At 51.2% G+C, this 25189-nt stretch carries 21 protein-coding genes and 1 pseudogene; 12 read left to right on the top strand and 10 right to left on the bottom strand.

The annotated features are described in order from the left end of the window. Window positions 1-2: 2 nt before the first annotated feature. Window positions 3-902, bottom strand: a complete 900-nt coding sequence (locus ACLPHM_RS07250; RefSeq protein WP_430220559.1) for an NAD kinase — start codon at window positions 900-902, stop codon at window positions 3-5. Window positions 903-1037: 135 nt separating this feature from the next. On the opposite strand from ACLPHM_RS07250, the gene hrcA reads away from it, so the two are divergent. The 5 genes from hrcA to dnaJ all read left to right on the top strand — a co-directional run bounded on the left by hrcA (window position 1038) and on the right by dnaJ (window position 7089). Further along, window positions 1038-2051: a heat-inducible transcriptional repressor HrcA gene (gene hrcA / locus ACLPHM_RS07245; protein ID WP_430220766.1), complete on the top strand. Its 1014-nt coding sequence runs from the start codon at window positions 1038-1040 to the stop codon at window positions 2049-2051. A gap of 50 nt (window positions 2052-2101) precedes the next feature. Further along, complete coding sequence (gene hemH, locus ACLPHM_RS07240; protein ID WP_430220558.1) at window positions 2102-3157, top strand: ferrochelatase; 1056 nt, start codon at window positions 2102-2104, stop codon at window positions 3155-3157. Between the two features lie 93 nt (window positions 3158-3250). After that, on the top strand, window positions 3251-3814 hold the full coding sequence (gene grpE / locus ACLPHM_RS07235) for a nucleotide exchange factor GrpE (RefSeq protein WP_430220557.1): 564 nt from the start codon (window positions 3251-3253) through the stop codon (window positions 3812-3814). 117 nt (window positions 3815-3931) lie between these two features. Beyond that, on the top strand, window positions 3932-5854 hold the full coding sequence (dnaK, locus tag ACLPHM_RS07230) for a molecular chaperone DnaK (RefSeq protein WP_430220556.1): 1923 nt from the start codon (window positions 3932-3934) through the stop codon (window positions 5852-5854). A gap of 101 nt (window positions 5855-5955) precedes the next feature. Further along, window positions 5956-7089: a molecular chaperone DnaJ gene (gene dnaJ, locus ACLPHM_RS07225; protein ID WP_430220555.1), complete on the top strand. Its 1134-nt coding sequence runs from the start codon at window positions 5956-5958 to the stop codon at window positions 7087-7089. Window positions 7090-7237: 148 nt separating this feature from the next. On the opposite strand, the gene ACLPHM_RS07220 is transcribed toward dnaJ, so the two are convergent. The 5 genes from ACLPHM_RS07220 to mgtA form a co-directional block, all read right to left on the bottom strand. Beyond that, window positions 7238-7870, bottom strand: a complete 633-nt coding sequence (locus tag ACLPHM_RS07220; protein ID WP_430220765.1) for a response regulator transcription factor — start codon at window positions 7868-7870, stop codon at window positions 7238-7240. Further along, window positions 7870-8934, bottom strand: coding sequence for a sensor histidine kinase (locus ACLPHM_RS07215; protein WP_430220554.1), 1065 nt, complete (start codon window positions 8932-8934; stop codon window positions 7870-7872). Before ACLPHM_RS07215 ends, ACLPHM_RS07220 begins: the two co-directional genes overlap by 1 nt. 30 nt (window positions 8935-8964) lie before the next feature. After that, the gene (locus ACLPHM_RS07210; RefSeq protein ID WP_430220553.1) at window positions 8965-9669 is read right to left on the bottom strand and encodes an MgtC/SapB family protein; all 705 of its coding nucleotides are present in this window, start codon (window positions 9667-9669) and stop codon (window positions 8965-8967) included. A gap of 47 nt (window positions 9670-9716) precedes the next feature. Then, a complete protein-coding gene (locus ACLPHM_RS07205; protein ID WP_430220552.1) occupies window positions 9717-9950 on the bottom strand; it encodes a hypothetical protein in 234 nt (77 codons plus the stop codon). Between the two features lie 146 nt (window positions 9951-10096). Next, window positions 10097-12787 (bottom strand): magnesium-translocating P-type ATPase, encoded by a 2691-nt coding sequence (gene mgtA / locus ACLPHM_RS07200; protein WP_430220551.1) that lies wholly within the window; start codon window positions 12785-12787, stop codon window positions 10097-10099. Between mgtA and ACLPHM_RS07195 the strand changes: the two genes are divergently transcribed. Both ACLPHM_RS07195 and ACLPHM_RS07190 read left to right on the top strand, forming a co-directional pair. Then, entirely contained in the window at window positions 12786-12914 is a 129-nt protein-coding gene (locus tag ACLPHM_RS07195; RefSeq protein ID WP_430220550.1) for a hypothetical protein, read from the top strand. The genes mgtA and ACLPHM_RS07195 overlap by 2 nt on opposite strands. 260 nt (window positions 12915-13174) lie before the next feature. Next, window positions 13175-14386, top strand: coding sequence for an MFS transporter (locus ACLPHM_RS07190; protein ID WP_430220548.1), 1212 nt, complete (start codon window positions 13175-13177; stop codon window positions 14384-14386). Window positions 14387-15063: 677 nt separating this feature from the next. Here ACLPHM_RS07190 and ACLPHM_RS07185 read toward each other — a convergent pair. From ACLPHM_RS07185 to ACLPHM_RS07170, 4 genes and pseudogenes are all read right to left on the bottom strand, one after another. Next, window positions 15064-17817 (bottom strand): annotated as a pseudogene (locus ACLPHM_RS07185) (M16 family metallopeptidase); the annotation flags it as partial. Window positions 17818-18000: 183 nt separating this feature from the next. Beyond that, a complete protein-coding gene (locus ACLPHM_RS07180) occupies window positions 18001-19182 on the bottom strand; it encodes a vWA domain-containing protein (RefSeq protein ID WP_430220547.1) in 1182 nt (393 codons plus the stop codon). A gap of 28 nt (window positions 19183-19210) precedes the next feature. After that, window positions 19211-20074 carry an AAA family ATPase gene (locus ACLPHM_RS07175; protein WP_430220546.1) on the bottom strand — a complete coding sequence of 288 codons (864 nt, stop codon included), beginning with the start codon at window positions 20072-20074 and terminating at the stop codon, window positions 19211-19213. A 17-nt stretch (window positions 20075-20091) separates the two neighbouring features. Further along, window positions 20092-20517, bottom strand: a complete 426-nt coding sequence (locus tag ACLPHM_RS07170) for a DUF1841 family protein (RefSeq protein WP_430220545.1) — start codon at window positions 20515-20517, stop codon at window positions 20092-20094. 47 nt (window positions 20518-20564) lie between these two features. Here ACLPHM_RS07170 and ACLPHM_RS07165 point away from each other — a divergent pair, with 47 nt between their 5' ends. From ACLPHM_RS07165 to bioD, 5 genes are read left to right on the top strand one after another with little or no spacing between them, the layout of a single operon-like run. After that, entirely contained in the window at window positions 20565-21260 is a 696-nt protein-coding gene (locus ACLPHM_RS07165) for an alpha/beta fold hydrolase (RefSeq protein ID WP_430220544.1), read from the top strand. A gap of 3 nt (window positions 21261-21263) precedes the next feature. Next, window positions 21264-22562, top strand: coding sequence for an adenosylmethionine--8-amino-7-oxononanoate transaminase (gene bioA / locus ACLPHM_RS07160; protein ID WP_430220543.1), 1299 nt, complete (start codon window positions 21264-21266; stop codon window positions 22560-22562). Beyond that, window positions 22559-23710, top strand: coding sequence for an 8-amino-7-oxononanoate synthase (locus ACLPHM_RS07155; protein ID WP_430220542.1), 1152 nt, complete (start codon window positions 22559-22561; stop codon window positions 23708-23710). The genes bioA and ACLPHM_RS07155 overlap by 4 nt, the downstream gene beginning before the upstream one ends. Next, on the top strand, window positions 23710-24471 hold the full coding sequence (gene bioC / locus ACLPHM_RS07150; protein ID WP_430220541.1) for a malonyl-ACP O-methyltransferase BioC: 762 nt from the start codon (window positions 23710-23712) through the stop codon (window positions 24469-24471). The genes ACLPHM_RS07155 and bioC overlap by 1 nt, the downstream gene beginning before the upstream one ends. Then, on the top strand, window positions 24464-25108 hold the full coding sequence (gene bioD / locus ACLPHM_RS07145) for a dethiobiotin synthase (RefSeq protein ID WP_430220540.1): 645 nt from the start codon (window positions 24464-24466) through the stop codon (window positions 25106-25108). Before bioC ends, bioD begins: the two co-directional genes overlap by 8 nt. Window positions 25109-25189 lie beyond the last annotated feature (81 nt).

The following is a 25189-nucleotide window of genomic DNA, read 5'->3' as shown; positions in this document are numbered from 1 at the left end:
GATTATTCGTTGGCGTCGTTGGGTTGTGGGATACGGTTCCAGTCCAATTTCTGACGCAAAGTAGAAAAGAAACTGTAGCCGGTGGGGTGAATAAAACAAACTGTTTTCTGAGCGCGGCGAATTTCTACACAGTCGCCAGGCTGGCAGTCAGACCAAGCCTGCATATCGAAGTGCACGCTAGCGCCCGATTCGACTCGGCCCAAGGCGGTAATGGTCAGGCTCAATGTGCTGCTGTCAGGTACCACTACAGGGCGATTGGACAGCGTTTGCGGTGCCACAGGCACCAGCAAGAAGGCATTGAGCGTGGGGTACAGAATAGGGCCGTTTGCTGCCAGCGCGTAGGCTGTGGAGCCGGTTGGTGTGGCTACGACTACACCGTCGGCGCGTTGGCGATGCATAAACACACCATCTAGCTCTACACGCAGCTCTATCATGCCGCCACGACCTGCGCGGTTAATTACGATATCATTGAGCGCGATACCCGAAACCAGTGTTTCGCCATCGCGTACAACACGGCCTTCTAGTAGGCTGCGGTGCTCAGTTTCGTACTGGCCGTTGATGACGCTGGTGATTGCTTCGTGAGCGTGTGGCAGGGGGATGTCGGTGATAAAACCTAATCGCCCGTGGTTAATACCAATCAAGGGAACGCCGCTGTGCGCCAATTGGCGTGCTGCACCCAGCATCGTGCCGTCACCGCCCACGATGATAGCGAGATCGGCCTGCTGGCCGATTTCGTCAAAACTGACACAGGGGATATCCTGTATACCGGTGTAGCGCGCTGTGTCGCTTTCTATAATGACCGAGCAACCCGCTTGCTTCAGCGTGTGGGCAACGGCTCGCAGCGGGGCATCAAGTCCCGAGTCATGATAGCGACCCACGAGGGCGACCGTTTTGAAATGCATGAGGTAAATTGCCTTATGATGGAATAGGGATAGGATAATCTGAATTACTGGATTATAGAATTGTGTAAGGGTTTAGGGCATTGAAGCTGCAGTTTGATCCTGATGTGAGTGTATGAAATAAGCATGGCAAAATATCTGGACGATAGATCAAGTGCATTATTGACGCTATTAATTGAGCGTTACATTGCTGACGGTCAGCCGGTGGGGTCACGTACCTTATCTAGGCTTTTTGACCTGTCGCCAGCCACCATACGTAACGTGATGGCTGATCTGGAAGACCTAGGGTTGATTCATAGTCCGCATACATCGGCGGGGCGTATTCCTACGCCTCAAGGGTATCGCATGTTTGTGGATAGGCTCTTGGCCGTACCGCAATTCGAGGTACCCCACATTGAACCCCTGCAATTGCGTTTGCCGATGGAAGAGCCGGCTCGTGCCGTGTCATCGGCGGCAGCGTTGTTGTCTAATTTGTCGCAATTTGCAGGCGTGGTGATGGTGCCGCGCCGTGCACAAACCTTCAAACATATTGAGTTCATTCGCCTCTCGGGGAAACGGGTGCTGCTGATTATGGTGTCCCCCGACGGTGACGTGCAAAATCGCATTTTGTTTATGTCGCGAGAGTATCGCGAAGAAGAGCTTACTGAAGCCAGCAATTTCTTTAATCAGCACTTCTCAGGAAAGTCATTTTCTGTGGTGCGCGAGTCGTTAGCAGATGAGCTGTCTAGCCTTCAAGTAGACATTTCTAAGTTGATGCAAGCCGCCGTAGCCGCCAGCACAGCCGAGTCTGACGTAGAAGAAGATGTGGTGATTTTCGGTGAAAGTAAGCTCTTGGACGTGAGCGAAATGACGGATGATCTAAGCCGTTTACGTCGCTTATTTCAGCTGTTTGAAAAGAAAACTGAATTGCTGCATTTGTTGGATGCCTCCAGTCATGCACACGGCGTACAAATTTATATTGGTGGTGATTCCACGTTGTTGCCTTTAGACGACGTTTCCATGGTGACAGCCCCTTATGGCGTAGACGGTGAGGTGGTGGGCACCTTGGGGGTGATCGGCCCTTCACGCATGGCTTATGACAAGGTGATCCCTATCGTGGACATCACCGCCAAGTTATTGTCCAATGCCTTGAGCTGTAACCAGAATAATTGATAAGAATGGCGCTGCACGAGAGGGCTCAGTGCGGCGCATAGGGCGTACATATGCTGTTAACTACCTATTTGCCTGAACCATCGGATCCATCTTTGCTGGATGCGCACATTACCAGTCGTCCCGCTACGCCAGTAGGTATAGTGGTGATGAATCTGGGTACCCCAGATCAACCGGATGCTGGTTCTATACGACGTTATCTCAAAGAGTTCTTATCGGACCCGCGAGTGATTGAGATCCCGCAACCGGTGTGGCAATTGATTTTGCGCGGGGCGATCTTGCCATTCAGACCACGTAAGTTGGTAGAGAAATACCAAATGATCTGGATGCCTGAAGGGGCGCCGCTGTTGGTGTACAGCCAGCGACAAGCAGATGGTTTGCAGCAACGTCTGGACCCAACTGGCCAACACGTCAAAGTAGAATTGGCGATGCGCTATGGCAACCCGTCAGTAGAAAGTGCGGTAGATAAACTGCGCGCGCAGGGCTGTGAACGCATCTTGGTGGTGCCGTTGTATCCACAGTATGCGGCAAGTACGACGGCCACAGCCGTAGACGCCGTAACGCGTTATGCCGCGAAAATGCGCAATCAACCCGAGCTGCGTTTTATACGCAGTTACTGTGATCATCCCGCGTATATCAAACCGTTAGCACAATCCATTACTACCTATTGGGGAGCGCAGGGTAAGCCTGAGCGTTTGCTGCTGAGCTTCCACGGTTTGCCACGTCGCTGCGCTGAAAAAGGTGATCCGTATCACCGTGAGTGCATGTTGACTACCGCCGCGTTACGCCGCGAATTAGAAACCACCGGTGTACCCGTGCATGCTGCTTTCCAAAGCCGTTTTGGAGCCGAGCGCTGGTTAGAACCCTACACCGAACCGCTGTTACGTCAGTGGGCTAAGGAAGGGGTGAAAAACGTGCATGTGGTCTGTCCGGGGTTTTTGGCGGATTGCTTAGAAACGCTGGAAGAAATCAAACTCATGTGCCGTGATGCGTTCTTAGAAGAGGGCGGGCAAGATTTCGCTTATATCCCCTGTTTGAACGATGATGCTGAGTGGGTAGATGGCTTAGCGCACTTGGTTCGCGAACACGCGGCAGGCTGGCTCGCATAAGCTAAATGTAAAAATAGCCGTGGATCTCTTGAATATGGGGTGTGTGATCCCCATATGAGAAACAGTGATGTTTTTTTGCCGTGGAGATCCATTATGTCTGCATCAACAGACCAGAACGAAAACCAGATTCCTGAAGACAACCAACCTGAAAACGAGTCCATTGATGTGGCAGCAGAATCGCTTGTCGAGTCTGGACTGGATCAGCAGTTGGAAGAAGCTCAGGCTAAAGTAGCCCAGTACTACGATCAGTTGCTGCGCGCTAAAGCCGAAATGGAAAACATTCGCCGTCGTGCGGATGACGAGGTATCGAAGGCACGTAAATTTGGGACTGAGTCCTTTGCCGAGAGCCTGTTGCCAGTACGTGATAGCTTGGAAGCTGCGCTGGCACAAGAAGAACAAACGATTGAAGCCTTCCGTGAGGGCGTAGAGACCACGCTGCGTCAGTTGGATAACGCGTTTACACGCAACCAGCTTAAAGAAGTAGCGCCGCAAGCAGGCGATAAGTTTGACCCGCATCTGCATCAAGCGATTTCTACCGTTCCCTCAGATCAAGCTGAAGGCACGGTCGCGATGGCATTGCAAAAAGGTTATGTATTAGCCGATCGCGTATTGCGTCCAGCCTTGGTGATGGTGTCTTCAGGGCAAGCACCAGCCTAAATTATTTTGTTATGGGGGCTTGAAAATGTTTAGCGAGTCCCCATCTGTAAATCATAGTAATAACTGAGCGGTATCCCCAAGATGGGTACGCTGATTTTTGCAAGGTAAATCAAAAATATGAGCAAGATTATTGGTATTGACCTTGGTACAACCAACAGTTGTGTTGCCGTAATGGACGGTGACCAGGTCAAAATTATTGAAAACGCAGAAGGTACTCGTACCACCCCTTCCATCGTTGCTTACATGCCTGATGGTGAAGTACTGGTAGGTGCACCTGCTAAGCGTCAAGCCGTGACAAACCCACAGAACACATTGTTTGCTGTGAAGCGTTTGATCGGTCGTAAATTCGACGAAAAAGCGGTACAGAAAGATATTTCGTTGATGCCTTACAAAATCGTTAAGGCAGATAACGGTGATGCATGGGTTGAAGCCCAAGGCAAAGCGTTGGCTCCTCAGCAAGTTTCTGCTGACACCCTGCGCAAAATGAAGAAAACAGCGGAAGACTACTTGGGTCATGAAGTGACCGAAGCTGTGATCACTGTGCCTGCGTACTTCAACGACAGCCAGCGTCAAGCCACTAAAGATGCCGGCCGTATCGCTGGGCTGGACGTAAAACGTATCATCAACGAACCTACTGCTGCGGCATTGGCGTTTGGTTTGGATAAGGCTTCCGATGGTGACCGTAAAATCGCTGTGTACGACTTGGGTGGCGGTACGTTTGACGTATCCATCATCGAAATCGCTGACATCGATGGTGAAAAACAGTTTGAAGTGTTGTCCACGAACGGTGACACCTTCTTGGGTGGTGAAGACTTTGACCAACGTATCATTGACTACATCATCGACGAGTTTAAGAAAGAAAGTGGCGTAGACCTGTCCAAAGATGTATTGGCACTGCAACGTCTGAAAGAGTCCGCAGAAAAAGCCAAGATCGAACTGTCGTCTACACAACAGACTGAAATCAACCTGCCGTACATCACAGCAGATGCTTCCGGTCCTAAACACTTGAACCTGAAAATCACACGCGCCAAATTGGAAGCGTTGGTTGAAGATCTGATCGAGCGTTCTATCGAACCTTGCCGCATTGCTATCAAAGATGCAGGCGTGAAAGTGTCCGAGATCGACGATGTGATCTTGGTTGGTGGTATGACACGTATGCCTAAAGTGCAAGAACGTGTGAAAGAGTTCTTTGGTCGTGATCCACGCCGTGACGTGAACCCTGACGAAGCGGTTGCCGCTGGTGCAGCAATTCAAGGTTCCGTATTGTCTGGCGATCGTTCTGACGTATTGCTGCTGGACGTTACACCGCTGTCCTTGGGTATTGAAACCCTGGGTGGTGTGATGACCAAAATGATTCAGAAGAACACCACGATTCCTACTCGTCACTCGCAAGTGTTCTCCACAGCCGATGACAACCAGCCTGCGGTAACCATTAAGGTTTTCCAAGGTGAGCGTGAAATCGCTGCGGGTAACAAAGCGTTGGGTGAGTTCAATCTGGAAGGTATTCCACCAGCACAACGTGGTATGCCACAGATCGAAGTGACTTTCGACATTGACGCAAACGGTATTTTGCACGTTTCCGCCAAAGACAAAGGCACAGGTAAAGAGAACAAAGTTACCATCAAAGCCAACTCTGGTTTGAGCGATGAAGAAGTACAGCGCATGATGCAAGACGCCGAGGCTCACGCCGAGGAAGACCGTCGTTTGGCTGAACTGGCTACTGCACGCAACAACGGTGAAGCACTGGTGCACTCCACACGTAAATCGTTGGAAGAGTACGGTGACAAACTGGAAGCTAGCGAGAAAGAAGCGATTGAAGCTGCGATCGCCGAGCTGGAAGGTGCATTGAAAGATGGCGACAAAGAAGCCATCGATGCCAAAGTCGAAGCATTGAGTACAGCATCGCAGAAACTGGGCGAGAAAATGTACGCGGATATGCAGGCTCAGGCCGCTGCACAGCAAGCAGGCGAAGACGGTGCAAAACCCGCGGATGAAAACGTGGTTGACGCTGACTTCAAAGAAGTGAAGCGCGATCAGTAATCCAGTGACTGTGCACTGAACAGGCCCGGTAGCCAACCTTATGTGTGGGCTCCGGGCATCCTTTTTTCCATGAAAAGGCTTGTAGGAGCCTGACAGTCAAAATGGCAAAACGCGATTTATACGAAATACTGGGTCTCGCCAAAAATGCGAGCCAGGATGAGATCCGCAAAGCCTATCGCAAGATGGCAATGAAGTACCACCCGGACCGAAATCCTGACAGCAAAGAGGCCGAAGAGAAGTTCAAGGAAGCGAAAGAGGCTTACGAAATTCTGAGCGATGAGCAGAAACGTGAGGCTTACGACCGCTATGGCCACGCTGGTGTGGATCCTAGTGCTGCCGGTATGGGCGGCATGGGTGGTGGCGGAGGTTTCGGTGGGTTTGGTGACCTGGGCGATATCTTCGGTGAAATCTTTGGTGGCGCCGCACGCCGTGGCCAAGGTGGCCCACAAGTCTACCGTGGTGCAGATTTACGGTACTCGTTGGAAATCAGCCTAGAGCAGGCAGCCAAAGGTTTTGACACGGAAATCCGAGTACCTAGCTGGGAAAACTGTTCGGTTTGTGATGGCTCTGGCGCGAAACCTGGCAGTGCACCTACAACGTGTGGCACATGTGGTGGCTCAGGTGCGGTACGCATGCAGCAAGGCTTCTTTAGCGTGCAGCAAACATGCCCTACATGTCATGGTTCAGGTAAAGAGATCAAAGATCCTTGTACCGCATGTCATGGTGAAGGCCGCAAACGTGTAGAGAAAACACTGCAAGTGAAGATCCCTGCCGGTATTGATGACGGCATGAGCATCCGCTCAATGGGTAACGGTGAGCCAGGTTTGAACGGTGGCCCAGCCGGTGACTTGTATGTGGAAATTCAGCTGAAACCGCATGGTATTTTCCAGCGTGACGGCGATGACCTGCACTGCAGTCTGACCATTCCATTTACCACTGCCGCATTGGGTGGTGAAGTGGAAGTGCCTACGCTAACAGGCAGAGGCGAGATCACTATTCCTGAAGGTACACAAACCGGAAAAACCTTCCGCTTGCGTGCTAAAGGGATTAAGGGTGTACGTTCTAGCTACCCCGGCGATTTGTACTGCCACATTCAGGTAGAAACACCTGTGCGCTTGAGCGAAGAGCAGAAGAAAATTCTGCGTCAATTCGAAGAGGCGCTGAAGTCCGGTGGCGACAAGCACTCTCCCAAAAGCGAGTCGTGGACAGACAAGGTGAAGAACTTCTTCTCCTAAGTGTGTCTCACACAAAAAACCGGTGACGTTTAGGCGTACACCGGTTTTTTTATGGCTACTGATAGATAGGGTGGCGATACGCTCTAGGTGATACAGGCATTGCAACTAAGTGCCTATGCCATCAGCACCGCCAACTCTTCAACGAGGCTTAGGGCTGTAACTGCAACCTATCTGCCATGCGTACCAGTTCAGCCAATGAGCCAGCCTCCATGGTGCGCATCACTTGCCCGCGACGTACTTTGACGGTGATCTCACTCACATGCAGTTGGCTGGCAATTTGTTTATTCAGCAAACCTTGTACTACCAAGCGCATGACGGATTGTTCCCCCGCAGTGAGCCTATTCCAGCGATCACGCAGCACCGTGATTTGGGCTTCTTCTTGTCGACGTTGCGTGTCTTTTTGCAGCCCTAACTGGATGGCATCCAGTAGGTCTTGGTCACGGAAAGGCTTGGTAAGGAATTCTATGGCCCCATTTTTCATAGCTTCTACACCCAGCGCGATATCGCCGTGGCCAGTGATGAAAATAGTAGGCAGTTGAATACCGTATTGGGCCATGTGCCTATGGAAGTCCATGCCGCTTTGGCCGGGCATGCGTATATCTAGAATCAAACAGCCGGGGGTGTCTTCCACGCCTTGATCCAGAAACTCTTGTACCGAGCTATAGGTGCGAGTGTGTAAACCTACCGAGGCCAGCAGGTCGTCCAGTGCGGCGCGCATGGATGGGTCATCATCAATAATGTAGACCAAGGCATTGGAGGTATCGGTGGTTTGAGTAGACATCATGAGCTGGCAACAGAGTGATTCAGGGGAAGAATAAATTGAAAACGGGCACCGCCCTCAGGACGGTGGGAGGCCCAAATACGTCCCTGATTGGCCTCCATGATGGTGCGGCTAATGGCTAGCCCTAGGCCCACACCAGTTTCCTTTTCGGTCCAGAATGCATCAAACATATGTTCTAGTGCATCGTTACTGAAGCCTTTGCCGGAGTCGGTAATCCCCACCAACAACGCACCTTGTTCATCGACTTGGGTGGTGAACTCTATTTCACGGTGAGGATTGCGCGAGTTCTGACGTATGCTTTCAATGGCGTTATTTAGCAGGTTACCCAGAACTTGCTGTAATTGTATGCGGTCGGCTAATACCTTAGGCAGGTTTTCTGCCAAGCTAAGTTTTAGCGATATATTGTGGCGATCTAATTCGTTACGCGAAAACTGCACCACTTCCACGATGGCCTGATTCATATCGAAGAGGCTGGCTTGCGGTGCTTCACCTCGGGTAAGAGCGCGTATGCGCGTGATCACATCACTGGCACGGTTGGCATCAGCGATAATGCGCTCAATGGCCAAGCGTGCTTTTTCCATATTCGGCGGTTCAAAGTTCAGCCAACGTTGGCAAGCATTACTGCTGGCGATAATCGCACCTAACGGTTGGTTCACTTCGTGAGCAATAGAGGCGGCCATCTCACCCAAACTGGTAATGCGTGATAGCTGTTGTAGCCTAGCTTGCGAGACTTCTGCCGCCGTGCGGGCTGCCATGATTTTGATGCCCAACAACGAGGTGATGCCAATCGCCACCAAACTGATGGCGGTATTTAACAGGCCTATTTCGTACTCGCCGTCGTTGGTGAGATAAAAGCTCACAATGGTTAGGGTGATGCAGGCTGCCGATAACCAGCTGACTGTACGTACACTGTATAAATTCGTGGCAGCGAGTAGTACAGCGCAATAGAACACAGCGAACGCAATCGCGTAATCCGTGACGGTATCAGCAATGAAAATTGCGGCCATTACTACCGCAATAGTAAGGCCGCCTAGAATACGGCGAAAGTTCAGGCTACCCGTCATGGTGTGTCCTTGGTGAGCAAAATGGCGTCGTTAATCTTCGTGATCCGAAACGGTACGCCAGCGTACCGATGTTACCATTGGCTCCAAACTCAGCCTACCAATGACTTGCTCTACCAATCTATCTTGCTTGTCTTCAGCACGTACCAACGCGTTGACTTCTACACGGTTGGTGTCTTCAATATCGGTGCTTTCTAACTCTTGAATGTGAATGTTTTGCCCTAGGTCTCGCAGCAGTAGGGCACGCACATGCGCCTCGGCTTCGCTGTAGCACACCAAGGTGATGCCATAGCTGTTGGTGATGTCAGTGTTGCTGATAGCTTGGCGCTCAATTAAACGTACCAGAGGGCGTAGCAAGCCGTTTACCCCAATAATAAAAAAAGCGGCAATGGTGGCGTGGAATATATAGCCTGCGCCACATAGCACACCAATGGCAGCAGAGCACCACAAGGTAGCTGCGGTATTCAGACCACGTACATTCATACCTTCTTTGAAGATAATCCCGGCACCTAGAAAACCGATACCAGACACCACTTGGGCGGCAATACGGGTAGGACTAGCTTCACCAGGAAATAGCCCTGCAAAAATCACAAAGGTGGCAGCACCTAATGCCACCAATGTGTTGGTTCGTAGTCCGGCCTGACGCTGATGCCATTGCCGCTCAAACCCTACTAGCCCGCCCAGCACTAAAGCGCCGAACAGGTTGATGGCAACAGAAGACAGATCGTGAAAATCCATAATGGTGAATCCTCCAAAACTACGAACCAACGTGGTCAATAAAATGTTTACGAAGCCTGTGTGACGCTAGCACGTTTGGATGTCTGAGTTGTGTCAGAGTGTTGTGTAGCGTTGTTGGCTGTGTCCACGGTAGCGGCTTGGGTTGCCCATGACAAGGCCAGTAATGCAAAGAGCGACACCAGATACAGGGCCACGACTGAGAAGTACAGGCGGTGTGTATGCAGTGCAGTAAAGCGGCGAGTCAGGGAGTGGTGAACACCAGAAAAAGCGATACGGAACATGGGAGCCTCCATTGTGTTGAGGTTCCCACTAGGCGTTGCTTAGTGTGGGAACCAGTGTGTAGCAAAAGGGTGAAGAGGGTGTGTCTCAACGCATAGACAACACAACGATCCCGGGTCATCATCCATAGAAACCTCCTAGAGTAAAGTTAGAACCAACGGCCAAAGCGGCGTATGTACAGCGTTTTCATGAGTTGGGCAGTCAGGCAATAACTGAATAAAATGCCCACCAACCACGGGAAATACTCCCATGGCAATGCTTCTAGCCCTAACATAGGCCCTAATGGGGAGAAGGGTAGATACAGGCCTAAGGCCATAATGCTGCCTGTCATGAGCAACACCGGTAAGGTGGCCGTACTTTGTAGGAACGGCACTTTTTGGGTGCGCAGCATATGCACGACCAGTGTTTGCGACAGTAAACCTTCAATAAACCAGCCCGACTGAAACAACGCTTGTGCCGAAGGGCTGTTTGCGGCAAAGACAAACCACAATACCGCGTAGGTAACCAAGTCAAAAACGGATGACGTAGGCCCCATGAACAACATAAACCGGCCAGTGTTGCGTGCATCCCATTTACGCGGTTTGGCTAAAAACTCTTTATCCATTTTGTCCCATGGCAACGAGAGTTGAGACAGGTCGTACAACAGGTTTTGTATCAGCAGTTGTATGGCCAGCATGGGTAAAAAGGGGATAAACGCACTGGCAATTAATACCGACAACACGTTGCCAAAGTTAGAGCTGGCTGTCATGTTTAAGTACTTGAGTATGTTGCCAAAGGTCTCTCTACCTTTGATGACGCCTTCTTCTAGTACCAATAAACTTTTTTCCAGCAAAATAATGTCGGCGGACTCTTTGGCAATGTCAGCGGCACTGTCTACCGAAATACCTACATCGGCTTCACGTAGGGCGGGAGCATCGTTAATGCCATCGCCTAAAAAACCTACGGTATGTCCGTTGGCTTGCAGGGCTTTGAGTATGCGCGACTTTTGCAGCGGTGTAAGCTTGGCAAATACGGTGCGCTCTTCTACTTTTTGGCGCAGCGCCACATCGTCTAACAAATCTATTTCACTGCCCATCAAGGCCACACCAGGGGCCAAACCTACTTCTTTACAGATGCGCCCCGTAATGATGTCGTTGTCACCGGTGAGCACTTTGACGCTAACACCGTGAGCATGTAACGCTTGCATGGCTGCGTTGGCACTGTCCTTGGGTGGGTCCAGAAAAATCAACAAACCACGTATGACCAAGCTGTGTTCGTCGCTGCTGCTGTATTGCTCACAGCGTTGCTCATTTGTAATGTCCCGTGTGGCGATGACTACCACCCTAAAACCGTCTTGGTGGTAGGCGCGGGCCATCGTCAGTAAGCTAATGCGGCGAGCATCGGTAAGCGCAATGGTTTGTTGCTCATGCACGATGTGGGTAGAGACCGCCAGCATCTCTTCAACTGCACCTTTGCAAATCAATTGGTGTGTGCCTGATGCGTTGGCAACGACTACCGATAAGCGTCTACGTACAAAATCAAAAGGCATTTCATCTACTTTTTGCCATTGTTGTAATGCGTCTAGGTGCTTAGGGGACGCCTCGGCAAAACGTAGTACGGCTTGATCAATGAGGTTAGGTACACCACTTTGGTTGGTGCTGTTTAACCAGGCCAGTTGCAGCACGGTGACATCATTCATGCCGGTGGTGCTGACGTGTTTAGCCAAGATCACTTTATCTTGGGTGAGGGTGCCGGTTTTATCGGTACACAGTACATCCATGGCCCCAAAGTTTTGAATGGCATTTAGGCGTTTGACGACTACCTTACGTTTAGCCATAGCCAAAGCACCTTTAGCCAAATTAGCACTCACAATCATGGGCAGCATTTCAGGGGTTAGCCCCACGGCTACGGCCAAGGCAAACATAAAAGCCTCTACCCAATCCCCTTTGCTCACGCCATTGATCACAAAGACCACAGGCACCATGACCAACATAAAACGTATCAATAACCAGCTCACGCTGTTCACGCCACGGTCAAAAGCAGTTTGTGAGCGAGTACCTACAATGGAATGGGCCAGTGATCCAAAATAGCTGCGATTACCCGTTGCCAGTACGACAGCGGTGGCAGTACCGCTCACGACGTTTGTACCCATAAAACCTATAGTGGGTGTGTCTACAAGGTTGTTCGCATCTGCAGCAAAAGGCTGTGGGGTGTGCTTCTTTTCTACGGGTATGGATTCACCTGTCAGCATGGCTTGGCTGACAAACAAATCGCGTGACTCTACTAGCCGAACATCGGCAGGAATCATGTCGCCAGCACGCAAGCTAATCAAGTCACCTTCTACCAATTGCTCTATAGGCAGTTCTTGTGTGTGCGGCCGTGCTTGTACCGCACTACGACGGGTCACTGTGGCGGTGGTGCGCACCATCGCTTTTAGCGCTGCCGCAGCGCGGGTAGAACGGTATTCCTGAATAAACCGCATGACGGCACTGGCAAGCACCATGGTCAAAATAATGATCATGCTGGCAGGCGCAGCAGCGTGTCCAGCTTGCCAGGGCAACCAAATATCCGTGATGGCACTAATGCCCGCTAGCACCAGCAGCACCACAATAAATGGATTTTTAAAGGTACTCAAAAACTGTAGCAGCGCCGAGGGTGTTTGCTCGTGCGCGATGATATTCAAACCGTCTCGTTGCTGACGCTGCACCACATCAGACAGCAATAAACCGTGAGGGTGTGCGCCTATATTTTTCAACGTGCTGTGCAAGGTCTGGTGGGCTTCACTTTGCGCGCGCAAGGTACGTGTTTGGGCAGCCGGTTTGGGCGTGACACGTGCGAGAGCAGAAGCAAAGAAAGTCATGGGTGAGACCTCTGCCATGACACAACAGGCAGCGGCTCATCAGCGCCGTGTGTTTAGCTCGGCAGGGGGAACCGCATGGCGTTGTGTTTGCCATGGTTATGTAAACAATAGGATGAATGCGTTGTAGGTGGCTTCATGCCTGATTCAGCGAAGAAATAGACAAAAAGTATTATGCGATGCCTAGCGCGCGTAAACCAGACTACGTGTGTATGCACTGATCAAACTAAGAGGTGGTGTGGCTATACCTTGGTATAGCGAGGCTGTGGTGGGCTAGCCATGATGCACATGATGGCGTTCTCTTTTTTATTTACATGCATTGCGTATGTATATAAGATTTATACATACGATGTGTATGTTAATGCTAGTAAGAACTGGCGAATCAGGAGAATGTCGGTGTACGCACAGTACAAAACACTACTTAATAGCCCCGAGGTCAGGGCGTTTGTATGGGCCGGGTTAGTCGCTCGATTAGCCTTACCTATGATGGGTATAGGCATCATTACGTTAGTGGTGCAGTGGCGAGAGAGTTATGCATTGGCAGGGGCTGTCTCGGCAACCTTTGTACTGACCTATGCCGTGCTGTCGCCACAGACGTCGCGCTGGGTAGACAGAAAAGGGCAAGGCTATGTATTGCCTCGTATCACAGCGCTATGTGTGAGTGGCGGGGGAGTGCTGGTGGCGGGTACATGGTGGCCGCTGCACGATAGCGTGTTGTTTGTGGGGGCTGCTCTGCTGGGCTTTATGCCTAGCGTGTCTGCCTTAATACGAGCGAGATGGACGGCACGCTTGGTCGGTCAGCCATCTTTGCAAACGGCTTATTCATTGGAAACGGTAGTCGATGAGTTGAGCTTTATTGTGGGGCCACCACTGTCCGTAGGGCTCAGTGTTTTAGCATTTGCACAAGCGGGTGTGTTATTGGCGTTGTTGATGCTGACAGTGGGTGCCATGGCCTTGATGCGGCAGAAAGCCACAGAACCTACGGTAGTTGCGGCAGATATTGCAGCGGGACACTCCGTATTATTTTCTGCACCAACAGTACCGTTATTAACGCTGTTGATGGTGGCAATGGGCGTGATGGTGGGGGCAGTGGATATATTGAGTGTGGCCTTTGCTGAGCAACAAGGTCAACCTGCCGCAGCTAGTGTGGTGTTGTCTGCCTATGCGGTGGGTTCGTGTGTCGCGGGTTTGGTGTTTGGCGCGCGATCATTCACTACCCCTTTGCCTACATTGTTAGCGTGGGGAGGTATAGCCATTGCTGCCAGTACACTGCCGTTTTTATGGGTAAACAGTGTGTTGGGCTTAAGCGTGGCGGTGTTAATCGCAGGGGTGTGTTTTGCCCCCACCATGATCGTAGCGATGTCGCTGGTGGAACGTAGCTTAGCTGCCTCGCATATTACAGAAGGCATGACTTGGTTATTGGCGGGATTAAATAGCGGTGTGGCACTAGGGGCCAGTTGGTCGGGGCGTTTGGTGGATGACGCAGGGGCCAGCGCAGGCATGGCAGTATTGTGGTGGGCGGGGGCGGCAGTGTTGATGATGGCAGTGATAGGAACAGTACAACTGCGTAAGCAGCCTCGTCTTCCTAGTTCTGCTTGCTAAAAAAATGCCCCCAGTCTACAGCGTTGCAAACTGGGGGCATGGATAGCACATCATCATTATGGGTTGCTAGCGACCTGAGCCTCTGCTTGCGCACTGGCTTCTATTGCATCCACCGCAGGGGCGGCGCTAGGCGTGACGGCAGCCTGCTCTGTTGTGGTAGCTTGGCTTGCAGTAGGCTCTACAGCGGGATCTACAGCGTCAGCAGTCAATGCTTCGCCAGCGTTGCTCTGAACTGGCTCGGCGCTGCTTGCTACCAGTTCTTCGTTAGTAGCTAGCGCCTCGGTGCTGGCCACCGCTGGTTCTTCACGGCTTGCAACTGGCGACTCATTGGCTGTTGCAGTGTCAGCAGCGCTTGTTTGCACGTCGCTAGCAGTGGGTACTGCATCATTGCTTGCCTGAGGCTCATTGACGGTAGTGGATTCTGCTTTCTCCGTCATTGGGGCCTCACCTTCGACGGTAGGCTCTGCACTACTTGCTACATGAGCATCACTTGTTGCTTCTGGTTCAGCCATGCTGGTTGTTGGTGAGTCGCTAGCAGCCGGTACGGCATCGTTGGCTGCTTGTGGTTCACTGACGGTAGCGGCCTCAGCATCACTCTGGGGTGCTGCCTCAGCAGCTGGTTGGGGCTGATCGTCAGGGGCTTTAGCGGGAGCCTTAGTGGCAGGAGTACCGTCACCCGTCGCTTGCTGCTTGTTTTGGTCAGCAGCAATAGCAATGCTGAGTGCGTTAGGATCCAGATACTTTCTCAGCGTGTCATTCACCTGTTTAGCATCCAGTTTTTTTAGCGACTCATCTATCTCAGCTGACCATGCAAAACTGCGGTTTTGATCTAAATATCTAGACCATGTGTTAGCCAAGATAGCATCGCGGCTGCGTGATAGCTCACGGTATTTCAGCATCGCTTCTACCGCTTGTTTTACCTCGTCTTCGGTAAAACCATCTTGCAGTACTTTTTGGATTTCTTCCTGAATAGCTGTGGCGACTTTGCCAGAGTTTTCAGGCGCGTGTATAGCGTAGAAGATCCAGTTAGCATTAGGCTCATAGGACGATGTGTTTAGCATGCTGCGCACATCGTAAGACAAGCCGTCTTGCACACGTACTCGGTTCCATAATCTAGAAGTCTCTGACTGCCCTAGCATGTAATTGGCAAGGTACAGGGCAGGGAAGTCTGCATCGGTATCTTGCAATGGCATGTTTTGTTTGGCCATATAGAAAGCGTTGGCCTTGTCAGGGGTATTGATCAAGAACTCTTTGGCTTCTACCTCGTGGAACGGTGTTTCTGGACGGCTATAAGCAGGGGCAGCTTTCCATTGATTCAAGCCTTCTACCAGCACTTGCTGCACGGTTTCAGGGTTGAAACTACCTGCCGCACTGAAGCGTATGCTGCCAGTACCGTAGAACTGTTCATAGAATGACAACACGTCTTGGTGTGTGAGGGCTTTGGTCTCTTCTAGGCTTTCTGCCAGCGTTGGCACATAGCGGATATCGTCTTTAGGCCAGATGTTTTCATGTTGAGCCAAGGCTTGAGCGGCCAGTTCGGTAGGCTCAGTCATGGCATTTTGGTAAGCCGTGATTAATTGAGTTTTGTATTTCTCTAACTCATCGGCAGGCAAGCTGGCGCTACGCAATACTTCCAAGACCAGTTTGACGACCGCAGGCAGGTTCTCGCCCAGCGTAGAAATGCTGATGTTGATGCCGGTACTTTGACCACTAAAGCTGACATCGGCTTGCAGCTCAGTGAAACGATCGGCAATTTCTTGGCGGCTACGTTGTTGTGTGCCGTAACTGAGCAAGCTTGCAACGGTAGAGCCAATGGCGCGTTTGCCTTTCAGGCTTTCGGCATCGCCAAACTGCATGCTCAACACAGCCTCTACACGATTACCACGAGTGGCTTTAGGTAATAGCGCCAATTGTACGGTGCCTAGACCTTCGTCCAGCGTCAGTACAGGGCGTTGAGTTTGCGCATCGATATTGGCAGGTGATACGTCAAAGCTGGCTGTTTCTTGTACCAGTTCCTTACCTTTGTAGTCGCTCACTAGCGACTCAATATCTATCACATCTGCTGTAGGGGCACGTTTCGGTTCTTCAGTAGGAATGTATTGGCCGTTAGTGCGGTTGTCCTCAACGAACCAGCGCTCTACTGCCGTTTGCACATCCTCTGTTTTCAGTTGCTCTACGCGATCACGGCTAATGAAGAACAATCTCCAATCACCAATAGCAGCGCTTTCGGATAGTGCAGAGGCCAATTGGGCAGGGTCAGCGTAGACGCTAGACCAGCCGTTTAGCCATTGGTTACGGATACGGTTTACTTCTTCGTCAGTAAACGGTTGCTCATGCACGTTGGTGACGGTTTGATCCAAGACTTGCAGGGCTTGCTCTTGGTTCATTTCGGCCTGTAGTTCAGCCGCAAAGAGGGCGTAGCCAGGGTCGTGCATACCCGCAGCATAACCAAACACGCTAGTAGCCAAATTTTGGTCCACCAGCGCTTTGTACAAACGGCCTGATGGCGTGTCACCTAAAATGCCTACGCCTATGCTGATGGGAATATATTCGGGGCTAGTCTCGGCAGGGATGTGGTACAGCGCTGCCACAATAGGTGATCCGCCTTGGCGACGCAAGGACACAGAGCGTGTGCCATCTTGCACAGGTTCTATCGTGTATTCAGGCGGCAGTTGGCGAGTGGGCTTAGGAATAGTTCCAAAGCTTTCGGCAATTTGTGCCAGAGTCTGATCGGCATCAAATTTACCGCTCACGATCAGGATAGCGTTATCCGGCTGATAGTACTCTTTGTAAAAGGCTTTAAGCTGGGCGATGTCTACATTTTCTACGTCAGAGCGGGCTCCAATGGTGGACTTGCCGTAGTTATGCCATTGAAAGGCAGCGGCTTGCATTTGCTGCATCAGAATACGGAATGGGCTGTTTTCGCCGCGTTCCATTTCATTACGCACCACCGTCATTTCGGCATCCAGATCACTTCTGGAAATGGTGGCATTCACCATCACATCGGCTTGCCAGTCTAAATACCATTTCAAGGTATCGTCATTAGCGGCGAAGCTCGCGTAATAGTTGGTTCTATCACCCGAGGTCGTTCCGTTGGCGGCCAAACCGCGCTTAGAGAATTCCGCTAATGCATTCGGTAGTGTAGGCGTACCGCGGAACAGCATGTGTTCCAACAAATGGGCCATCCCAGTTTGACCATAGTTTTCTTGGCGAGAGCCTACCAAGTAGGTCATGTTGACCGTGATGTTAGGTCTGGATGTGTCGGCAGCCAATAGTACGCGTAGACCATTTTCTAATCGGTACTCAGTAACGCCTTCTACACTGGCTCCTTGAACTACACCTTCTGGTAGGGCATAAACGCTGACTGGCATCAGGCTAAACAGCGCTAGCCCAAGTCCGGCAGTTATGCGTGAAACTCGGATGGACAGCATGTGTGAATTCCCTTGTTGAACATGAATGGCAACAGAATGCTCGTGTAAGCTAAGGCCTCTACTGTACAGGGAGATATCGGAATGCGAAACAGTCGTAATCGTGAGAAAACGCAACCAAAAGCCCTGTAGCGTGTAGGGCAGCGGGGGTTGGACGGTATTCTAAGATGTTAGCGAACGTTAATCTTATCGGGCGAGGTTTTGCATGGCGCTTTCTAAACCTTGCAGGCTGAGGTCATACATACGACCTCCCATCAATTTCTGAATAGTCAGTATGGATTGATGGTACGACCAATAACGTTGCGGTTCAGGGTTTAGCCACGCGGCATGAGGCCACTGTGCGAGTAAGCGCTGTATCCAGACTGCGCCACTTTCGTCGTTGTAGTGTTCTACGCTGCCACCCGGCATCATGATTTCATACGGGCTCATGGTGGCATCACCGACAAAAATCAGGGTCCAGTCATCACCATAGCGATGCAGTATATCCATAGTAGGAATACGCTCTTGGTGGCGACGATGGTTCTGTGTCCACAGCCCTTCATAGGGGCAGTTATGGAAGTAGTAAGGATGCAGGTGTTTGAACTCACTGCGAGCCGCAGAAAATAATTCTTGCACAAGGGCGATGTGGTCATCCATGCTGCCGCCCACGTCTAATAGCATCAACACCTTGACGGCATTATGCCGCTCGGCCCGCATTTGAATATCCAGCAGGCCGGCATTGTGCGCCGTCTGGCGTATGGTGTTTTCTAGGTCTAGCTCGTTTTGTTGGCCGTCACGGGCAAACCTACGTAAGCGGCGTAGCGCCATCTTAAAGTTACGTGTCCCTAACTCTTGTTGGTCATCGTAATCTTTGAACTCACGTTGCTCCCAGACTTTAACGGCGGTTCTATGACCAGCCGATGGGCCTCCTACGCGTATGCCTTCAGGGTGATAGCCACCATGCCCAAAGGGTGAACTGCCGCCTGTGCCAATCCATTTGTTGCCACCAGCGTGTCGTTCGGTTTGCTCTGCTAGACGTTCCTTAAACAGCTCCATTAGCTTGTCCCAGCCGTGCTTTTGTATCGCTGCACGATCTTCGGCACTAAGGTGACGTTCGAAGTTTTTAATCAGCCAGTCTAGCGGGATTTGGCTGGCATCAGGGTCAGCCTCTAGCTTCATCTGGTGCTGTTCGTAAAACTGTGCGAAAGCCCTGTCGTATTTGTCGTAGAGGCTTTCGTCTTTAATCAGAATCAGCCGTGCCAAGCGGTAAAAGTCTTCCACACGAGTGGGCATGACCGGTTGGCGCAACGCATCCAACAACGTTAAGTATTCACTTAAGGATACCGGCAGTTGGTGGGCGCGCAGATGATAAAAGAAGTCGATGAACATGGCAGCAGCTAAAGCCTACACGGTGATCTTAGGATCGCAGCAGTCGCCCTAAGCGATTCAGCAAAGTGAGGTCTTGTTCGTTTTTCAACAAGGCGCCTGCCATCATCACGGCATTTTGGCCGGGCTGCTGGGCAGCGGCTTGCAGTTGTTCAGGGGTAATGCCTTCGTGCAGCAGCAGGTTGATCCAATCCAGAAACTCCGAGGTAGAGGGTTTCTTTTTTAGACCGGGCGTGTCGCGCAAGGCAAAGAACACATCCATCGCTTGATTCAGCAGTTCGCTTTTTAACTGTGGAAAGTGCAACTGCACAATTTGCTGCAAGGTGTCGCGATCAGGGAAGCGAATGTAGTGGAAGAAACAGCGGCGCAAGAAGGCGTCTGGTAGTTCTTTCTCGTTATTTGAGGTGATGATGATCAGAGGGCGATGGCGTGCTGTGACGGTTTGCTGTGTTTCATACACATGAAAACTCATCTGATCCAGTTCACGCAATAGATCGTTAGGGAACTCGATGTCTGCTTTGTCTATTTCATCAATCAGCACTACCGTGGGCACATCACTTTCAAAAGCTTGCCACAGCACGCCTTTCACAATGTAGTGGGCAATGTCGTGCACACGAGGGTCGCCCAATTGCGAATCACGCAAACGCGATACCGCATCGTATTCGTACAAGCCTTGTTGTGCTTTGGTGGACGACTTAATGTGCCATTGCAGTAGGGGGCGTCCTAAGGATTTGGCCACCTCTTCTGCCAAGTGCGTTTTACCGGTGCCTGGCTCGCCTTTAATCAGCAAAGGTCGTTGCAGCGCTAATGCGGCATTCACCGCCATGCTGAGGTCGTCGGTAGCAATATACTGATCGGTACTGGAAAAGCGGGCAGAAGTATCAGAAGCAGACATGGCAAACAAGAAAAAGGTTAGCGGGTGCTGTAACGGTTAATCAACTCAATATAGCGCTCGTTATCAAGCGGCTTATTCAGGCGTTGAGCCTCCCAGATGATTTCACCTAGGGCATCCATAATGCAATGCACCGCCTCATGCGGGCTACGTTGCTGCAACAGGCGATTGTAAGCGGCTTTGATGCCAGGAGGCTGATCAATGGATAATTGCTCGTGGATGGCCAAGTGCATGGATAGGTGTAGGAAAGGGTTGGTTTGCCCTTCTTCTACGGTGAAATCCGCTTGTAGCGCATCGGGGTTACGCAGCAGATCGTGGTATTCGGGATGCTCACGTACCCAGTCCACCGCAATGGCTTCGATGGGAGTGAGTACTCCGTTGTTTTGGTCTTTATTCCAGGCCTCGACAAAAAACTGTCGTACCTGTTCGCGGCTAGGGTTGAACATGCGTATCTAGTCTCTGTGCAGTATCGTATCTGGTATTATTTTACGCCATGAATTTTGTATTATTGCCCGGCTTTGGTCTGGGGGCTTTTCCACTACAACGGTTGCATAGCGGTTTGCAGGCAAAGGGGCACAGTGTCACCCTTGTAGATCTGCCGCAAGACCCGTCGTGGGAGTCCTATCTTTCTACATTACCCACACCGCAAACACCGAGTGTAGTGGTGGGATGGTCGTTGGGTGGTCAAGTGGCTACCTTGTTAGCGCAAAAATGGGACTGTGCCTTGGTAACGCTGGCATCCAATCCACGTTTTTGTACTACTGACGACTGGCCATGTGCAATGCCTGTTGAGGAATTTCGTGCCTTTGAGCAGCGCTATATTACGCAACCTGATAAATCACGCCTGCGCTTTGCCGCGTTGGTGTGTCAGGGGGACGCTCAGGCTAAAGCGTATCTGGGACAACTACGAAACAGCTTTGAACATAGCGTAGATGTGGTCGCTAGCACCCAGCAGTTGCGTTTGCTGGCTGAATTGGACACGCGCTCGGTACTGGCATCATTATCGGTTCCTCAGTATCATTTTTTTGCAGGGCAGGATGCGTTAGTTCCTGCTGGCGTTGCGCAGCGCTTAGCGTTACCGGCTGCGTCATCACAGGTATTCCAATGGGCGGATGCCAGTCACTTTTTGCCTTACACACATGCGCCACAACTAGTAGAGGCGTTGTGTGAGCTATTCCCCGGAGAGTAGACAGTGAGTCACCACACTATGAATGCAGATGCTTTTGATAGAGAGCATCTGTGGCACCCCTACACCTCAGCCGTGAATCCGTTACCGGTGTACAAGGTCAGTCACGCGCAGGGTTCAACCATTGTGTTGGACGATGGTACGACCTTAATTGATGGTATGTCGTCATGGTGGTGTGCCATTCATGGCTATAACCATCCCGTATTGAATCAAGCCGCCAGCAATCAATTGCAGAAAATGTCGCATGTGATGTTTGGCGGTTTTACCCATGATCCTGCGATTGAACTCGGTAAGCTTTTACTGCAAATAGCACCACCTTCCATGGACCGGATTTTTTATGCCGATTCCGGTTCTGTAGCAGTAGAGGTCGCCTTAAAAATGGCGGTGCAGTATTGGGCGGTACAGGGTAAAACACACAAGCAAAATATTGCCACCATACGGCAGGGGTATCACGGCGACACGTGGAATGCGATGTCGGTGTGTGATCCCGTAACCGGTATGCACCAGATTTTTGGGTCTAGCCTACCCACACGCTTATTTGTGTCAGCCCCAGAAAGTGGCTTCTACGATGAGTGGAATGACGCAGACATTCACGAGTTGGAGCAGCTGTTTGCCACTAATCATCATGAGATGGCGGCCTTCATCATAGAGCCTATTATGCAAGGCGCGGGCGGCATGCGTTTTTATCATCCTCAGTATTTGGTAGAGCTGAAACGTTTGTGTGAACAGTATGGTGTGTTGCTGATTTTTGATGAAATAGCGACGGGCTTTGGTCGCACCGGGAAAATGTTTGCCTGGGAGCACGCCAATGTGCAGCCAGACATCATGTGCATTGGTAAAGGCTTAACAGGCGGCTACATGACCTTATCGGCGGTACTGGCCACCGCTAAGGTAGCCGAAGTATTGTCCAGTGGCTCGCCTGGTGTGTTTATGCATGGCCCTACCTTTATGGGCAATCCATTAGCCTGTGCGGTGGCGCGTAGTTCTACCCAGTTGCTGCTATCGCAAGATTGGCAAGGCACAGTGCAGCATATTGAAGCTCAACTGAATGAGCAGCTAGCACCCGCTACATCGTGGTCATGGGTACGCGATGTGCGCGTATTGGGCACGATAGGCGTGATTGAGATGCAAGAGCCTGTAGACATGGGCGCTTTGCAAAAAGAGTTTGTAAAACGTGGCATCTGGGTACGGCCCTTTGGACGTTTGGTGTATATCATGCCGCCCTATGTGATTAGCGATGATGAGTTGCGCACGCTCACGACCGAGCTGTTGGCCGTGGTAGAGCAAATAGGGGTGGGGCAATGAGCTGGCAGCAGTACTTTGTAGAGGCACAAGAAAAACAGCGTCAGCAAGGCACGTTACGTCAGTTAAATAGCTTTGAGCATCACGATACTCAACTGCGTATACACGGGCAGCAGTGGTGCAACTTAGCGTCTAACGACTATTTGGGATTAGCGTCCGATCACAGCTTAAAGCAGCAGTTTTATGCGCAGCTTAATGAGGTGGATTCTGCCTTGTCGGCATCGTCCTCGCGTTTGCTCACAGGCTCATTCTCTACCCATGCCGCATTAGAGCAGACCTTAGCCACGGTGTTTGGGCGTGAAGCCGCGTTGGTGTTTGGTAGTGGATATCACATGAACGTGGGGATATTGTCGGCTATCACCGACAAACAAACCCTGGTGTTAGCCGACAAGCTGGTACATGCCAGCATGATTGATGGTTTACGCCTAAGCCCCGCCAAGTTGCTGCGCTATAAACATAACGATTTACAGCATCTAGAACAGTTGCTAGAGGCTCATCACAACGACTACGCCCGCGTGTTGATCGTGACAGAAAGCATTTTCAGCATGGATGGTGATCTTGCCGATTTGCCTGCACTGGTACAGCTTAAGCAACGTTACCCACAGGTGGCGTTGTATGTGGATGAAGCGCATGCAGTAGGGGTACGTGGTGAAACAGGATTAGGTTGTGCCGAAGAGCAGCAGTGTGTGCAAGAAATTGATTTCCTCGTAGGTACGTTTGGTAAAGCGCTGCACTCGGTAGGTGGTTATGTATTGTGTTCGCAGGTAGTGCGTGACTTCCTCATTAACCACATGCGCACCTTTATTTTTAGTACGGCGTTGCCACCCTTGAACATGGCGTGGACGCACTTTGTGCTGCAGCGTATGGCATCACTGCAAGACAGACGCGACAGATTGAATCACCTGACTTTACGTCTACGTGAGCGCGTAGCGCAGCAGTACGATCAGCACTTATCCGCCTCGCATATTGTGCCGGTGGTGTTGGGCAGTAATGAGGCAGCGTTAGAAAAAGCCCGCCAGTTGCAAGCGCAAGGTTTATGGGTGATGGCCGTACGTCCTCCTACTGTACCGGTGAATCAAGCACGGCTACGCATTTCACTGACTGCCGATGTACCCGAAGCAGACTTTGAGCGGCTGCTAGCATGCCTGTAATGGATAAAGCCCTAGTACGGCAGCGCTTTAGAAAAGCGGGGGCGCAGTACACGCAGCAAGCACAGGTACAGCAGCAGATGGCTAAACAATTGTGGCAGTACGCTGAACAGTTCGTGCCGGCGCCACAGCGTGTACTGGAAATAGGCTGCGGCCAAGGTGGGTTCACACAGTATTTACGTGGTTGGCCGCCGTTGCAGCACGTAGTATTGAATGATTTATATCTGCCGCGCGAGGCATTACAGGCGTTGTTACCGAATGACGTAGAGGTGCACTATGCCGAGGGCGATATAGAAACCTTAGCGCTGCCCTCAGGTATAGATGCGGTAGTGTCTGCGGCCTCTATGCAGTGGTTGGTGGATGTGCCTCGCCTGTTGCAGCGTTTGCATGCGAGTTTGAACGTTGGCGGCCATGTGGTGCTGTCTACCTTTGGGCCAGAGCAGTATCACGAAATACGCCAACTTACCGGACAAGGTTTGCAGTATTACAGTGTGCCGGACTGGCAGCGTTTATTGTCTGCTGGCTTTGAGGTGCTGTTGGTGCAGCAAGCGCAGCAGCGCTTGTGGTTTGATTCGCCGTGGGATGTACTCAAACATTTGCAGCATACCGGCGTAACCGGAGCAGGGCAGTGGCAGTGGAACAAAGCGCGCTTGCGGACATTTACGGCGCAGTATGTGCAGCAGTATGGTCGTAGCGAAAGCGATGATGTGGTGTCGCTCACCTATCACCCCATTTATTTGATTGCCAGGAAAAAACATGGCTAAGACTTATTTTGTAGGCGGTATAGATACCAACATTGGTAAAACCGTCACCACCGGCTTTATCGCTGGCCAATGGCGGCGCGAAGGGCACAACGTCATTACCCAAAAACTGGTGCAAACAGGTAATCCGCATATCTCTGAAGATATTGTGCAGCATCGTAGCTTGATGGGCATGGGCTTAATCGAAGACGATTACCAAGGCTGGACCATGCCGCAGGTGTTTTCGTATCCGGCATCCCCGCACTTGGCGGCAAGGTTGGATGGCAAAACAGTAGATTTGGATGCGATTGCGAATGCTACCCAGTATTTGGAGCAGCGCTACGACCGTGTGTTGGTAGAAGGCGCAGGTGGCTTGTTAGTGCCGCTTACGGACGATGTGCTGACACTGGACTACGTACAGCAAAAACAGTGGCCTATTATTCTGGTGACTACCGGGCGTTTGGGCAGCATTAGCCATACCTTATTGAGCTTGCAAGCGATTGCGCAGCGTCAGTTGAAGGTAGAGGCGCTGGCCTATAACCATATCCATGACCACGAAGATGAACGTATCGCCCAAGACACGCTGCAGTACTTACGAAACTACGTACAGCACCACCACCCTGAGGCCCAATTTCTTGAGGTTCCAGTGGTGGAGTTGTAGTGCTGTCCACTACAATGGCAGAGAGAATTTGATCCAAAATCATGTCTTTTTCATGTTTGGGTCAGATTTGGGCTAAACTCT

The organism is Paenalcaligenes sp. Me131, assembly GCF_050487225.1.
Lineage (GTDB): Bacteria > Pseudomonadota > Gammaproteobacteria > Burkholderiales > Burkholderiaceae_B > Paenalcaligenes.
The sequence above is the reverse complement of the archived record's forward strand: the minus strand, read 5'-3'. Positions and strand labels throughout refer to the sequence as shown.

Coding starts and splice junctions, on each gene's coding strand:
- ACLPHM_RS07250 (WP_430220559.1), bottom strand. CDS start 902: ATGCATTTCAAAACGGTCGCCCTCGTGGGTCGCTATCATGACTCGGGA.
- hemH (WP_430220558.1), top strand. CDS start 2,102: ATGCTGTTAACTACCTATTTGCCTGAACCATCGGATCCATCTTTGCTG.
- grpE (WP_430220557.1), top strand. CDS start 3,251: ATGTCTGCATCAACAGACCAGAACGAAAACCAGATTCCTGAAGACAAC.
- dnaK (WP_430220556.1), top strand. CDS start 3,932: ATGAGCAAGATTATTGGTATTGACCTTGGTACAACCAACAGTTGTGTT.
- dnaJ (WP_430220555.1), top strand. CDS start 5,956: ATGGCAAAACGCGATTTATACGAAATACTGGGTCTCGCCAAAAATGCG.
- ACLPHM_RS07220 (WP_430220765.1), bottom strand. CDS start 7,870: ATGTCTACTCAAACCACCGATACCTCCAATGCCTTGGTCTACATTATT.
- ACLPHM_RS07215 (WP_430220554.1), bottom strand. CDS start 8,934: ATGACGGGTAGCCTGAACTTTCGCCGTATTCTAGGCGGCCTTACTATT.
- ACLPHM_RS07210 (WP_430220553.1), bottom strand. CDS start 9,669: ATGGATTTTCACGATCTGTCTTCTGTTGCCATCAACCTGTTCGGCGCT.
- ACLPHM_RS07205 (WP_430220552.1), bottom strand. CDS start 9,950: ATGTTCCGTATCGCTTTTTCTGGTGTTCACCACTCCCTGACTCGCCGC.
- ACLPHM_RS07195 (WP_430220550.1), top strand. CDS start 12,786: ATGGGTGAGACCTCTGCCATGACACAACAGGCAGCGGCTCATCAGCGC.
- mgtA (WP_430220551.1), bottom strand. CDS start 12,787: ATGACTTTCTTTGCTTCTGCTCTCGCACGTGTCACGCCCAAACCGGCT.
- ACLPHM_RS07190 (WP_430220548.1), top strand. CDS start 13,175: ATGTCGGTGTACGCACAGTACAAAACACTACTTAATAGCCCCGAGGTC.
- ACLPHM_RS07180 (WP_430220547.1), bottom strand. CDS start 19,182: ATGTTCATCGACTTCTTTTATCATCTGCGCGCCCACCAACTGCCGGTA.
- ACLPHM_RS07175 (WP_430220546.1), bottom strand. CDS start 20,074: ATGTCTGCTTCTGATACTTCTGCCCGCTTTTCCAGTACCGATCAGTAT.
- ACLPHM_RS07170 (WP_430220545.1), bottom strand. CDS start 20,517: ATGTTCAACCCTAGCCGCGAACAGGTACGACAGTTTTTTGTCGAGGCC.
- ACLPHM_RS07165 (WP_430220544.1), top strand. CDS start 20,565: ATGAATTTTGTATTATTGCCCGGCTTTGGTCTGGGGGCTTTTCCACTA.
- ACLPHM_RS07155 (WP_430220542.1), top strand. CDS start 22,559: ATGAGCTGGCAGCAGTACTTTGTAGAGGCACAAGAAAAACAGCGTCAG.
- bioC (WP_430220541.1), top strand. CDS start 23,710: ATGGATAAAGCCCTAGTACGGCAGCGCTTTAGAAAAGCGGGGGCGCAG.
- bioD (WP_430220540.1), top strand. CDS start 24,464: ATGGCTAAGACTTATTTTGTAGGCGGTATAGATACCAACATTGGTAAA.